Origin of the sequence: Psychrobacter sp. 1Y10, assembly GCF_052259005.1 — a bacterium.
Lineage (GTDB): Bacteria > Pseudomonadota > Gammaproteobacteria > Pseudomonadales > Moraxellaceae > Psychrobacter > Psychrobacter saeujeotis.
On sequence record NZ_JBQQES010000006.1, the window covers coordinates 124,629 to 139,582 of the forward strand.

The 14,954-nt window shown below is 42.0% G+C and carries 8 protein-coding genes; all 8 read right to left on the bottom strand.

Annotation, left to right across the window (positions count from 1 at the left end):
- Window positions 1-140: 140 nt before the first annotated feature.
- A complete protein-coding gene (locus ACTXGH_RS09350; protein ID WP_439296733.1) occupies window positions 141-1,769 on the bottom strand; it encodes a BCCT family transporter in 1,629 nt (542 codons plus the stop codon).
- A 152-nt stretch (window positions 1,770-1,921) separates the two neighbouring features.
- Window positions 1,922-3,574 carry a BCCT family transporter gene (locus ACTXGH_RS09355; RefSeq protein ID WP_439296732.1) on the bottom strand — a complete coding sequence of 551 codons (1,653 nt, stop codon included), beginning with the start codon at window positions 3,572-3,574 and terminating at the stop codon, window positions 1,922-1,924.
- A 282-nt stretch (window positions 3,575-3,856) separates the two neighbouring features.
- Entirely contained in the window at window positions 3,857-5,098 is a 1,242-nt protein-coding gene (locus ACTXGH_RS09360) for a PQQ-dependent sugar dehydrogenase (protein WP_439296731.1), read from the bottom strand.
- A gap of 137 nt (window positions 5,099-5,235) precedes the next feature.
- On the bottom strand, window positions 5,236-7,833 hold the full coding sequence (gene clpB / locus ACTXGH_RS09365) for an ATP-dependent chaperone ClpB (protein WP_439260998.1): 2,598 nt from the start codon (window positions 7,831-7,833) through the stop codon (window positions 5,236-5,238).
- Between the two features lie 401 nt (window positions 7,834-8,234).
- On the bottom strand, window positions 8,235-10,208 hold the full coding sequence (locus ACTXGH_RS09370) for an acyltransferase family protein (RefSeq protein ID WP_439296730.1): 1,974 nt from the start codon (window positions 10,206-10,208) through the stop codon (window positions 8,235-8,237).
- A 629-nt stretch (window positions 10,209-10,837) separates the two neighbouring features.
- Window positions 10,838-11,629 (bottom strand): SDR family NAD(P)-dependent oxidoreductase, encoded by a 792-nt coding sequence (locus ACTXGH_RS09375; protein WP_439296729.1) that lies wholly within the window; start codon window positions 11,627-11,629, stop codon window positions 10,838-10,840.
- Between the two features lie 106 nt (window positions 11,630-11,735).
- Window positions 11,736-13,448: an AMP-binding protein gene (locus ACTXGH_RS09380; RefSeq protein ID WP_439296728.1), complete on the bottom strand. Its 1,713-nt coding sequence runs from the start codon at window positions 13,446-13,448 to the stop codon at window positions 11,736-11,738.
- Window positions 13,449-13,653: 205 nt separating this feature from the next.
- Window positions 13,654-14,772 carry a DNA topoisomerase IB gene (locus ACTXGH_RS09385; RefSeq protein ID WP_439296727.1) on the bottom strand — a complete coding sequence of 373 codons (1,119 nt, stop codon included), beginning with the start codon at window positions 14,770-14,772 and terminating at the stop codon, window positions 13,654-13,656.
- Window positions 14,773-14,954: the final 182 nt, after the last annotated feature.

Genomic DNA, 14,954 nt, shown 5'->3' on the forward strand with positions numbered 1-14,954 from the left:
GCAGTGTCGTTACGGTTGAGTTTTCATCAAGAAAAGTTTGAAAGTAGCCTGACTCTATTCACTACTTTATTAACTAATAAAACCCCAATCTACGAATAGATTGAGGTTTTGTGTAGCGACGTGCAATTTTATACTATGCTTTAATCACCCTTAGCAATCTCAGGTGGTCCTTCTAATAGTTCTTCATCAACGAACACATTAGCCGTATTGTGCTCGACCGACTCTTCAGTGATAAAGCGCTGCTCTGCACGGTACAATATAAGCTCATCACGATTAAATCCTCGTATCATAGCGTACAGCATGACAAAGACGACAACGGCAAACGGGAATCCTGCCACGATAGCAGCCGCTTGTAGGGCGCCTAAACCGCCCGCTGCCAGTAGAATAGCAGCAACAAAACCTTGAGTTATCGCCCAAAACAGACGTTGGATCTTGGGCGGATTGGTCTCACCACCTGCGGTTAGCATATCGATCACAAAACTTGCTGAATCTGAAGAGGTCACAAACCATAAAACAATCATGATGATGATCAACATCGTTGTGGCTTGCGTAAATGGATAAAATTCCATTAATTTAAAAATTGCATTTCCATAGTCATTTTGTACCACTTCAATGAACCCAGGATTGCCAATCAGCTCCATATTTACAGCCACACCGCCAAAGGTTGTGAACCAGAAAAACAGGATAACCATAGGAATAAATAATACGCCTAATAAGAATTCACGAATGGTACGACCACGGCTAATACGAGCGATAAACACGCCAACAAATGGTGACCAGCTAATCCACCAAGCCCAATAGAAAATAGTCCATGATGACTGCCAATCGCCCTTACTATAAGCTTCACTCCAAAAGCCTAATTGAACGATATTTTGTACATAGTTACCGACGTTTTCAACCAAGCTGTCCATAATGTATTGGGTTGGGCCCATAATAAAAGCAAACCCTAGCAGCACAAAGGTCAAAACAATATTGGTATCACTAAGACGCTTGATGCCTTTATCCAATCCCATTAATAAAGAACCACAGGCAAGCATAGTAATCAAAGCAATCAAGATAACTTGTACCGTTACCGAATTTGGTAAACCAAACAATCCTTCAAGCCCTGAGTTGATTTGTAATACACCAAAACCTAAGGTAGTTACTACACCAAACATCGTACCGAATACAGCCAACGTATCAACAGCATGGCCCCACCCGCCATAAATCCTTTTACCCAACAATGGATACAGACTTGAGCGAATAGAGAGTGGCAGACCACGGCGAAAGTGGAAGTATGCCAGGGACAACGCCACGATGGCATAAATAGCCCAAGCATGGATACCATAGTGCAAGAACGAGATGTTCATCGCTTGTTTGGCGGCCTCTACTGTCTCAGCTTCGCCAAGAGGTGGTGCCATAAAGTGATAAACAGGTTCTGCGGTGCCCCAGTACATGATACCGATACCAATACCTGCTGAGAACAACATGCCGATCCAAGATGGCAGACTATACTGTGGCCTTTCGGTCTGATGACCCAAGCGAATGTCACCATACTTACTAAAAATCAAATACAAACTTAACACCACTGCCACGTTCATTAAGATAACGAATAGCCAGCCAAATCGCCGAGTAATGAAACCCTGTGCTGCAGCAAATACTGAATCAGCCAGCTCATGAAACAGAGCGCCAAATATAATAAAACCCACGATCAAAACTGCCGAGGCAATAAAAACAGGCTTATTAACTCGTGGAAAAGGTCCTAGACGACCAATTTTGAGTTCACTCATAATACCTTCCTAAAATAGAGTTGTGCCACTATGTTTGGATATAAACAACCTATCAAACCTAAAAAATATATATAACCGCATAAAAATAGCCCTAAATGTGAGGGCTATCTGTATATGAAAATTCTAATAATAACAATAACAGGTAATATAGATTAGTCACCTTTAGCAATCTTAGGCGGACCTTCCAATAGATCTTCATCAACGAACTCGTTCGCCGTATTATGATCTGCTGATTCTGCAGTAATGTAATACTGTTGAGCTCTATACAGTATCAACTGATCCCTACTTAAACCACGTAGTAGCGCGTACATCATCACAAATACGACTAAAGCAAATGGTAGACCTGCTACGATAGCTGCTGCCTGTAAAGCACTTAGTCCACCGGCTGCAAGTAAAACTGCAGCTATGACGCCTTCTGTACTTGCCCAAAATAAGCGCTGAATTTTTGGCGGATTGGTATCGCCACCAGCTGTTAGCATATCAATGACAAAGCTTGCCGAATCTGATGATGTTACAAACCAAAGTACAATCATAATGACAATTATAAAAGTAATCGGTTTGGTTAACGGGTAGTACTCGATCAGCTTAAAAATGGCACTACCAAAATCTGCTTGTACCGCTTCAACGAGTCCTGGACTAGCCAATGCAGGATCAATAGCAGCGAGCAACTCCATATGAATAGCAACGCCGCCAAAAGTCGTAAACCAAAAAAACAAGATTGTTATTGGTATTAACATGACCCCTAACACAAACTCACGAATGGTCCGGCCGCGACTAATACGGGCAATAAATATACCGACGAATGGCGCCCAACTTACCCACCACGCCCAGTAAAATATCGTCCATGAAGACTGCCAGTTTTCTTGACCTTCATAAGCTTCGCCCCACAGTCCTAGTGGAACAAACACTGATAAATAGTTACCGACGTTTTCAAGGAAACTATCGAAGATAAATAACGTTGGTCCTAGAATAACCATAAAGCCAAGTAAGATGGCTGTCAGTCCGATATTGATATCACTTAGGCGTTTGATACCTTTATCCAAACCCATTAACACGGAAATAACGGCTAAAACCGTTATAAAAGCAATTAAAGCAATTTGTACTGTTAAACTATTAGGCGTACCAAATAGTTTCTCAAGTCCTGAGTTTATTTGCAAAACCCCCAGACCCAAAGATGTTACAACACCAAACATTGTCCCAAATACTGCTAGGATATCAACAGCGTGCCCCCATCGACCGAAGATCTTTTTGCCTAATAACGGATAGAGCGTTGATCGAATTGATAGAGGTAAGCCGCGGCGATAATGAAAATAGGCGAGAGACAATGCAACAAACGCATACAGTGCCCAAGCGTGTAATCCCCAATGCAAAAAGGTAAAGTTGATAGCTTGTTTAGCCGTCTCTACGCTATTTGGCTCACCTAATGGGGGCGCCATAAAGTGGTATAAAGGCTCAGCGGTGCCCCAATAGATCAAACCAATACCGACACCCGCAGAAAACAACATGCCAATCCATGAGAATAGACTGTATTGTGGTGCCTCTGTTTGAAGACCCAAACGAATGTCGCCATAACGGCTCATGGCTAAATAAATACATAACGCTAAAGCCAAGTTCATTAATAGAATAAAAAGCCAGCCAAACTTATCAGTAATAAAACCCTGCAAAAAACTAAAAAGAGTACCAGCAGTTTCAGTAAATAGCACGCCAAAGATAATAAAACCGACGATTAAAATACCTGACGTAATAAAAACAGGCTTACTCACTCGCGGAAACGGTCCCAATCTCTCAACTTTTAGATGGTCCATCTGTAAATTTACCTTAATTTCCTGTGAGGCACACAATAACAAGATATTTCTTAACTATCAAATCTAATTCAACTACTTACAAGTTTGCAACTGACTGCAATACTGCGGATTAATGGCTTATAACCAGTTTAAAAACAGTAATAATAGTAAGAATTAAGCATCAATACCTCTTATTATTACAGATGTGTCTTAAAACATTCTACTTCTTTATATACTAACAATTAGGAATCATCGCAGCATTTATATGGCAAAAGTATATAAATCAAATAAAGAGGCATATTCTTATTTTGGTAAGAGTTGTAACAATCTACCGCTATCGCCATCTTCTAATACCCACACTTCACCATCGACTGTCAGAACATTACGAATACGAGCACCCATATCATAACGATAACGCTCAGACGCATCGCCTGTCTCTTTCATATCGACTACGATTAAAGCTTTGGATGATAAACCACTCATAAGCGCATCACCCTGCCATTCTGGAAAATTGTTTTGATTACCAGCGCTATAGATACTCATAGATGAGGGTGAAATAACCGGTGTCCATGTAATTTTAGGCGGCTCGAACTCAGGACGGGTGTCGTGATCAGGAATATCAGTACCCGAATAGTTACGGCCATTAGAAACCACAGGCCAGCCATAGTTATTGCCTTTTTTAATAAGATTAAACTCGTCACCGCCACGAGGTCCCATCTCATTGACCCACAATCTGCCTGACTCATCAAATGCCATACCAAGCACATTACGATGGCCTATTGTCCAAAACTGTGAAGCAATGTTGCGAGTATTGCCAGCAAATGGATTGTCTTTAGGGACAGACCCATCAGCATTTAGCCGAATTATTTTACCCAAATTAACGGTCATATCCTGTGAAGGGTCCTTTTTCTGACGCTCCCCTGAACTAATGTATAAGTGCTGTCCATCAGGAGAAAATAGTAATCGATGACTATAATGACCCTGTCCCTTTACTTTTGGGGTTTGCTGCCAAATAGGTGTGATAGCTTGCAAACTTGGCGAATCAGTGTCTAGCCCTACAAGTTTGGCTTTAACGACCTTAGCGCCAAATGTGTTGTTGTCGGGACCGTCACCTGCTTCAACATAACTGATATATACCATCTTACTCGTTGCAAAATCAGGCGCTAACACAATATCTCCAAGACCGCCTTGTCCGCCATATGCCACACTTGGCACACCATCGACTTGTGTCTTATTGCTCGTTTGAGTATCAACGATAAAGAGCTCACCTGTTTTTTGGGTCACAAGTAGTTTGAGAGGGTCATTAGCTGTTTTTGGTAGCGCTGCCATTGCCCATGGCTCATTGAAGGTCGCAAACTCTTTAGTCGTAAATTCAGGTTTGTTGGTGCTTTTTTGCGCACTATTAGCAGCATCATCAGACGCTTTTATTGGTGGGGGCGTTGTATCAGTATTTAAGGTGGTTGAGTTAGAGCAAGCAGAGGCACTAAATAGTAATGCTACTATGCTCAAAGGTACATTGATACGTTTGGTAATGGTTGTCATCATATTCTCCCTATTGATCTGCTTTTATCTAATATAGCAAGTGAAAACACCGTCAAGGTACAAATTATGTTTTTAAATAAAAAAACCCCTTACCTGCTATTGCAAGTAAGGGGTCAGTTTTGTACTACACTTTAGCGTTATTAACTCATTCTAAGCTTATCAAAGGTGAGCTTATCATCTACATCTACGTCGACTTTGATAATGTCACCTGCGACAAAGTCACCTGCCAGCAGTTTTAATGACAATGGGTTTTCAATCTCTTGCTGGATAGCACGTTTTAGTGGACGTGCACCATATACTGGATCATAACCCACAGCGACCAACTGACTCATTGCTTCATCAGATAAGGTAATATCTAACTCACGATCTTGTAAGCGGCGACGCAAACGCTCTAGTTGGATATCAGCAATGCCGGCCATCTGTTCTTGACCGAGCGCATGGAACACTACGATCTCATCAATACGGTTGACAAACTCAGGACGGAAATGCTCACCAACTGAATCCATTACTGCCGCTTTGATGTCTTGGTAGTCTTCACCAACCATCTCTTGGATTTTATGTGAACCCAAATTACTGGTCATGATGATAACCGTGTTCTTAAAGTCTACGACCCGACCTTGCGAATCAGTCAAGCGCCCGTCATCCAATACCTGTAATAAGATATTAAACACATCTGGATGCGCTTTTTCTACTTCATCAAATAGCACAACACTATAAGGCTTGCGGCGTACAGCTTCGGTTAATGTACCGCCCTCTTCGTAGCCGACATAACCAGGAGGAGCACCTACCAAGCGACTGACACTGTGCTTTTCCATGAACTCACTCATATCGATGCGCACCATCGCCTCTTCACTATCAAATAAGAAGTTTGCTAGAGATTTCGTCAGCTCAGTCTTACCTACCCCTGTTGGCCCTAGGAACAAGAACGAGCCAGAAGGACGATTCGGATCAGACAAACCTGCCCGACTACGACGCACTGCATTAGCAACCGACTCAACTGCTTCGTCCTGACCAATAACGCGTTCGTGGAGTTTGTCCTCCATTGCTAGCATCTTATCGCGCTCACCTTGCATCATTTTACTGACCGGGATACCTGTCGCCGCGGCCACCACTTCAGCAATCTCATTATCAGTGACTTTATTACGTAGTAATTTTACGCCAGCAGGCTCACCTGTTTGCTCCTTTTGCTCAGCCAAGTCAGACTCATTGATACGGCGCTCAAGCTGCGGTATGGTTTCATACTGCAGTTTACTCATGGTCTCGTAATCGCCTTCTCGGCTTGCCTTATCATAAGCGATGCGCGTTTTGTCAAGCTCATCTTTGAGCTGTTGACTGCCTTTGACCAGCGCTTTTTCTGCTTGCCAGACTTCGTTAAGATCAGCGTATTCTTTTTCAAGCTCATCAATTTGCGTATCAAGCACTTTACGCTCAGCTCGTGCGCCAGCATCTTCTTCATTTTTGAGCACTTCGCGCTGCATTTTTAGCTGAATAAGACGACTATCAAGCTTACCTAGCGCTTCAGGTTTACTGTCCATCTCCATACGCAAACGACTGGCTGCTTCGTCTATTAAATCGATGGCCTTATCCGGCAGCTTACGATCAGTAATATAGCGATGACTCATACGCGCCGCCGCGATAATGGCGCTGTCTTGAATATCAACACCATGATGCAACTCATAACGCTCTTTGAGACCACGAAGAATAGCAATGGTATCTTCAACCGTCGGCTCATCGACCAATACCTTTTGGAAACGACGCTCAAGTGCGGCATCTTTTTCAATATACTGACGATATTCGTCCAAGGTCGTCGCCCCAACGCAATGTAGCTCACCGCGCGCCAATGCAGGTTTTAACATGTTCCCGGCATCCATCGCGCCGTCCGTTTTACCCGCACCAACCATGGTATGCAGCTCATCGATAAACAAGATAACGTTACCTTCTTGTTTGGCCAAGTCGCTCAGTACACCCTTGAGACGTTCTTCAAACTCACCGCGGAATTTTGCTCCAGCAATCAGTGCACCCAAGTCAAGCGACAGTACTTCTTTACGACGCAGACCCTCCGGCACGTCACCATTGATAATCTTTTGCGCTAGACCTTCAACGATAGCCGTCTTACCGACACCTGGCTCACCAATGAGCACTGGGTTGTTTTTGGTACGGCGTGATAGCACCTGAATAGTACGGCGAATCTCCTCATCGCGGCCGATGACTGGGTCGAGCTTGCCAAGCTCTGCCTGCTCGGTTAGATTAATCGTATACTTATTGAGTGCATCACGCTGATCTTCAGCGTTTTGATTATCTACTTTGTCGTTGCCGCGTAACTGCTCGATAACTACTTTTAACTTATCAGCAGTCACCCCTGCACTCTCAAATATCTTTTTGGTCTCACCTTGTTCAGCCAATGCCAATATGACCCATTCAGTAGCAATAAAATCATCACCCGCTTTTTGCGCTTGACGATCTGCAAGATTTAGAATTTTGACCGAGTTTGGATTTAGGTTGACATCCCCTGTCGGCTCGCTAATTTTGGCTTGATTGTCTAACGCCTTTGCCACGCCATTTTTTAGTGCAGGAATAGAGGCACCTGCCTGCTGACAGATAGACAAATTGGACTCATCTTGCAGCAGTACGGCAAGCAAATGCACTGGATCGATACCAGTATTATCACGTCCTAACGCTAGGCTTTGCGCCTCTTGAATGGCGGCTTGCAGCTTTTGCGTAAACTTCTCAAATCTCATAGTATTATCCTTTTATAATTCATATTTTTAACAGTTTTTATAACGGGCTTATATCATGGCCCTTCTGTTTGTCTGCTATGTATATGCGGGATATCGGATTGTATTTCAACTAAATATATTTAGTGTCAACACCAGATAATGACTTACTAGTAATAGTGCTCACATATACCAACTAAAATTACTTTGTTTTAAACCTTGCCAGTAGTAATGATATTACTTATAGGCTATCAATTGGTGTGTTGTATAGCTATTTCAAGAGAAGAATATGGTAAGGAGAAATTATAAATTTATGGCTCTAGAGGCTGTTAACATAAAAAAAGCCCAAAGCGTTGATTTAACCAATGCGCTGGGCTCTTTCTGTATTAACTTAACATTTTGAATATTTTTAGCTGACCATAGATTTAGCTGACCATAGATAACGCTTCTTTTAATTTATCTTCAAAGGTATCTTTTATAAAGTGTGCATACTCTATACTGATGTGTTCTGCATCACGATACATTATTTTTCCAGAAAAAGTAGTCGGGCATTTTTCGGCGGTACAGAACATATCTGACATATCAATACCTGTAATAATGTCTTGATACTCTATAGTAGGATCAGTTGGCAATAGAGCCTCAGTCCGGTCTATGACACACGCATCTGTATCTGCTGCGTTCCTACTTCTATGTAAGCAGTCTGGTACATCAAAACCAAAGCGTGGATTGTCTCTTATCCCAATCACATCTATTTCGTTATCAGAGATTACTTTCCAAGTATCAATATAAGATTGAGGGATAAACTCCTTTTGATCTACCACCGTTCTAGTAGAATTGGTGATGACAGCATGAGGCGCTATCTCTATGATTTTTTCAACCGCCTCCTCATTCCATATGTGACAAGATTCGTTAGACTCTTCTACCACTCCTAAAGGACAACCCGCTTTTGTCATATTGATTACTTTAAAGTTATTCTCTTTACCGATGCTGTCTAGTGCGGTGATCCATTGTACTGCATGAGAGCCTCCTGCCAGTACTATCTCACGATCAGATGATAAGTCTCCAAAATCGCAAGTAGTCACCTCCTCTCCGTCCATAGATTGATTGCAACCAGCAGCATAGGCAGCAGGGACCCTTTGCTTTATCGTAAGCAGACGTTCACGATCTGGTTTGAAGCTTTCATTTTCTAAGTAAATTTTATCACCTGTAAATGGTTCAATAGATTTTTGTTCCAATTCTATTTTAGCGCTTTCAGTAGTAGAGACGACTTCGTGTCTAAAAGCGAAAGCCGCTACCATCACAGGTAAGAAAAATAGAATTCCGATTGAAAAATTCACCAGTACTTTTTCTCTTGGTATTCTTCTAAAAGGAGATTCTATTTTTTTGCTGGTAAAGTAGGCCAAAAGCGTAGATACGCTCATGATCATTAGCCCTTGTATCAGACTAATAGACTCATAACCAAAATATTCTTTATAAAATATCAGGATAGGCCAATGCCACAGATAGATAGTGAAAGATATCCCCCCTAAAAATACTAGGAATTTGTTGGACAATAGCTTGTTTACGACGCCCTGACCACCGACACCTGACATAATAATAAAAACTGCACCAAGTACAGGAATTAAAGATATAGGACCTGAAAAATTTGCGCCTCTAGGTATAAAGATTGCACCGCCAATAATCAAAGCAATACCTAAGATGCCTAAAATCTGTCTATATTTTATTTTTTTGGCATTGGATATTAAAAGAAACGAGAGTGAACCGAAGAAAAACTCCCAAATTCTAGACAATGGATTGAAGTAACTCATTGCTGGATCGTCTTTGACCAGCATAGTAGCGTAGGCAAAGGATGCCAGTATAATAACAATTATTCCCAAAAAAAGAGGCGTAGATGTTTGTCTTTTCTTCGCAAAATAAGCAAGAGGAATCAAAATCAGTGGAAAGACCACATAAAACTGCATTTGAATAGACAGCGCCCAAAACTGCTGAACCGGGCTTGGCGGTCTACCAGTAGATAGATAATCGACAGAAAGCCTAATTAACTGGATATTTTCAAGATGCAAGGCACTGGCGATGATCTCATGTAACACGGTATATATAAGAACTGGCGATGAGATAAAGTAGCTGGCAATAAGTGTCGCTGCAAGTACAATATATGCTGATGGCGCGACTCTTTTTATAACGCCGCCCCAAAAAGGAAACGGACTTACCGTACCATTTAAAAAATAGCCTTTTAATACTATTGAAGCCATTAAGAATCCGGAAACGACGAAAAATACATCAACCCCACCTGATACCTTATTAAACCAGATATGGAACACCATGATGATAATAGCCCCTATGGCCCTCAGTCCTTGAATGTCGTTTCGATACTCATGGTGGGTATACTTTTCAAACACGGGTTCCTCTCTATATTCAGATAAGCGATTATAGACAATAGCACAGAAATACTAAAAGGGAAGAGGTAACATAAAATAGTCTAGATATACGGTACTATAACGTTGATATATGGTTCTGTAATAGGGTAACAATAACCTCTGTAGCTATTTTTATCGTTGAAGAAGTGCCTTTAAAATCGTTCTATTGATGAGTTGAAATGATAAATTATAGATAGTAATTATCAATAAGAGTCAATAGCCACAAGGCGTGCACAGAATTAAAAACAAGCCTTTGATTTATAAGGACTTTATTCATAATTGTATTATAAGAGTAGCTTTAGAACGATAGACGAGTATCTTTTTGCAGTTAATGCTATTGACCTGGACTGTTGAAATTGTATTTACATCAACAATCAGAATTCATCTAATTTAGATAAAAGATGAACTTATAACGAGTAATTTGGAGAAAAATACAGAGAGATGACAAGCGCTTTACTCTCAATCGATATTTATTGGGCAACCATATTACTATATCGACCAATCTTGCATCTATTATAAATAGCAAAGCGCTATGCTAAATGTTGTGTCTTTTTTATAAATAAGAAATTTATATCAAGGAGTTATCGGATTTTACAGCCAATTAATACAGATTAAACCATACGAATGGCGCCATCTAAGCGAATGACCTCACCATTTAAGTAAGCATTATCAATGATGTGAGTCACTAATTTGGCAAATTCACTAGGGTTGCCCAAACGTTTAGGATAAGGAACGCTCGCTTCTAACTGCTCACGTGCTTTTTCAGGGATAGTATCCATCATAGGTGTCGCAAAGACTCCAGGCGCGATCGTCATAACGCGAATACCGTGACGTGCCAGCTCACGAGCTAGTGGCAAGGTCAAACCGACCACGCCCGCTTTAGATGATGAATAGCTTGCTTGCCCTACTTGCCCATCAAAAGCAGCGATAGATGCAGTATTGATAATGACACCATTATCGATGTTCTTATCTGCAGCGCTCTCTGTATCACTGTTATTCGCTATGCGCTTAGCAATGGAGGCCGCGACCAAACGTGCCACGTTAAACGAGCCAACGAGATTAATATTAACCCCACGACTAAAGGCATCAAGGTCCGCTGGGTTATTTTCGCGATCGAGTAGCTTTTGTACGACAGCGATACCTGCGCAGTTAATAGATCCTTGCAACCCGCCAAACTCCTTTTCAGCCTTATCAACAGCCGCTTGTACCTCTTCGCCACTGGTGATATCACAGCGTACAAAACGAGCATTATCGCCCAGCTCATCGACCAATGCTTGTCCAGTTGACTCATTCAAATCAGCGATAACGACTTTGCCGCCTTTACTAACGATGGCACGAACGACTGCCTCACCCAATCCTGATGCACCACCGGTGACTAAAAAGCTGTGTTGTTGAATTTGCATTATTATTCCTTAACCATTTAAGATTTTGTATTTTTAGTTGAAATGTTGAAAAATTTTAGTTAAAAATATTAAAAATTTTGACAATTAAGCCTATTCATTTAGCAGCTTATTCAGCAGTCAAACTACGTAATAAAAAGCGCTGAATCTTGCCACTTGGTGTTTTCGGTAATGCTGCAACAAACTCAATCTCACGTGGATAAGCATGGGTTGATAAACGCTTACGTACCAAGTCTTTAATTTGCTGGGCAATCTCGTCACTGCCTTCGATGCCGTCTTTTAGCACCACATAAGATTTGATATTATGTCCGCGCACCTCATCGGGGACACCGACGGCAGCCGACTCTGCGACGGCCTCATGTTCTAATACAGTATTTTCAACATCAGTTGGACCGACACGGTAACCTGCCGTCGTAATGATGTCATCATCACGACCTGAGAACCAATAGCTGCCATCGCTATGACGCTCGACCACATCTCCTGTCAGATAGTAATCCTCAAAGAAAGCCTGTTTTTCGTTCCAGCTATAACCACGGAAATAAAATGCTGGCGATTGACTGACCACAACTGCCAGCTGGCCTTGCTCACCATCAGGCAATACTTGCATATCATCACCCAATACGACGAGGGTATGCCCTGGCAGAGCCATACCCATCGAGCCGACTGGGCATTCATGTTCTAACGCATGGTGCTCACAGCAGGTCATTCCGGTCTCTGTCTGCCCATATTGATCGCAGACTTGGCAGCCTAGATGGTTTTGCACCCAGCTTACTACTTCAGTATTTAAAGTCTCACCTGCTGAGTTGGCACAGCGTAGTGATAATGTCGAAGGATTATTATCAGTGATTTCTTCAAAGACACCGCTTGATTTCATCATGCGAAATGCCGTTGGTGAAGAAGCTAAATTGGTAATTTTATGACGCACCATAAAGTCGCGCGTATTGGTCGCATCAAAACCCGCTTCGTTAAAATAAGTTGTGACACCTAATAGTAGAGGTCCGGTAATCGCATAATACAAACCGTACGCCCAGCCTGGATCTGCCATATTCCAGTAGTTATCACTCTCGCGTAGATCAATCGCATAGCGCATATATAGATAAAAAGCTGGCAACGCGGCTAATGGAACACTGACACCTTTTGACTTGCCAACGGTCCCTGAGGTAAACATCTGCAAAAACGACGCATCTGTATCTAACAAAACTGGTTCTATATCTTGCGACTGTGTTGCTATCATCTCGTTATAATTGTCGTCACCCCAAGCCTTACTATCAGCTGCACTACCGATAAAGACCATTTTGGTCTGCTCAGCCAAATCTTCAAACTTGCTACGATTATCAGCGTTAGTGAAAACTACTTTGGTGTTGGCTTTGTCCATCCGGTACTTGATTGAATCATAGCCAAAAGCGGTAAATAAAGGCTGATATATCGCACCTAATCGCCAAGTTGCCAATACAATGATTAATAACTCTGGCGTACGCGGTAGCATGGTCGCTACTTGGTCACCGACTTTTACACCATAAGACTGTAATAAGCTGGCTACCTGTGCGCTGGCTTTATCTAACTCACCAAAGCTCATGCGCGTTATATTACCCGCAGTATCTTCGTGTACCAGCGCGATATTATCAGCACGGCCATCACGCACATGACGTCCACAGCAAGCCATATAAGCATTAAGCCGATCGTCCAGATGATCACCAAAGATCTCTGTTAACAACGCTTCCATATCAAAATTATTATAATAATCAGCATAGCTTGCTAGAGTGTTTGAAGCATTCAAAGCAGTGTTTTGAGATGCATTGGTATTTGAAGACGAGATAATCATGAGCTAATCCTTTAGCAATTTATAAATAGAGATCAACGGGTCAAGTCAGATATATGTTAGTTCTAATAGCAAAACGGTCATATCCTATAGACCGTCTCTTATTCTTACATTTAATATAATCTATTAGTAACGCATTTCTATGTTTATTTCAATACATAACGTATCATTTTTACGATTAAATGCAAGCTTTCTAATAGCTATAAATTCATTCTAATGTACTTAAAAACCCAAGTAACGCTTTCTCTTCACAGCGTTGATATTCTTTAGTGCGTCCACGACGTGCTTGTTTATAGGGCTCAAAAAACTCTCCCGCTAAAAACTTCTCAAGAATGACGGGATGAATATAGGAAGCTCGGCACACGGCGGGCGTATTGCCTAGCTCATCCGCCACATCTTTGACCATATCCGTAATGAGCTGTTGGCGCTCGTCGCTTTCAGGCGCACTTGTCAGTATCTCCTTGCCTACTGACGTTTGCAGCTCATCGTAAAGGTAGCTGGCCGCCAGCACACTTGCCATCCATGTGCGAAAGTCCTTTGCGCTATACATCTTGCTTTCACAATCATTGTCGCAAGTGTGCATCCGTAAATAGTCATTAATATCTGCACTATCAACGACTTGCTTATCGCCATTGTCATCCAAATATTTGAAAATCTGATAACCGGGCAGCTCACTACATGCCTGTACAATGTCAATTAAACGCTCGTCCTGCAATTCAATATGATGCTCCTTCGAACTTTTACCAACAAAATCAAACGCCAGCCCGTTGTCTGTTTCGCTCACATGCTTACTGCGTAAAGTACTGAGACCATAGCTTTTATTGAGTTTAGCATAGCGGCTGTTACCAATACGAATCAAGGTCGTCTCAAGCAATTTGACCACTGCAGCCAATATATTGGCGCGTGATAACGACTGCGTATCTAAATCTTTTTCGACTTGTGCGCGTAGGTTTGGTAATGCTTCTGCAAAACCTATCATGGCATCAAACTTAGCCTGATCACGGATATTGTTCCATGACGGATGATACAAGTACTGTTTGCGTGCTTTGTCATCGCGACCCGTTGACTGCAAGTGGCCTTTGTCATCTTGGCATATCCAAACCTCTGACCACATCGGTGGAATAACCAAAGCGTCAAAACGCTTACGCAACGCTTTATCTTTCACAGTTTTGCCAGTCGCATCACGATAGGTAAACCCGCGCCCCCAACGTCTACGTGTAAATCCAGGTTCATCGTCGCTTACATAACGCAGATTGGCACGGCGCGCTAAAAGCTCATAATCATGACGCCTATCTTCCGTAATTGCTTGCTGGTTTTCCTTTGCCATAAAACAGTACGCCTATTGAAAGTTATTGTTTTAGCATAATTAACTGTCATTATTTTTGCTGTTTACTTGCCACAGATAAAGTGTAATGCTGTGTAAAACCTAGCTTATCAGATTCCCACAAAAAAACGCCAAGCGTTAACCACTTGGCGTTTTTTTAGCTAATATGTCTATAAGTTAAAATC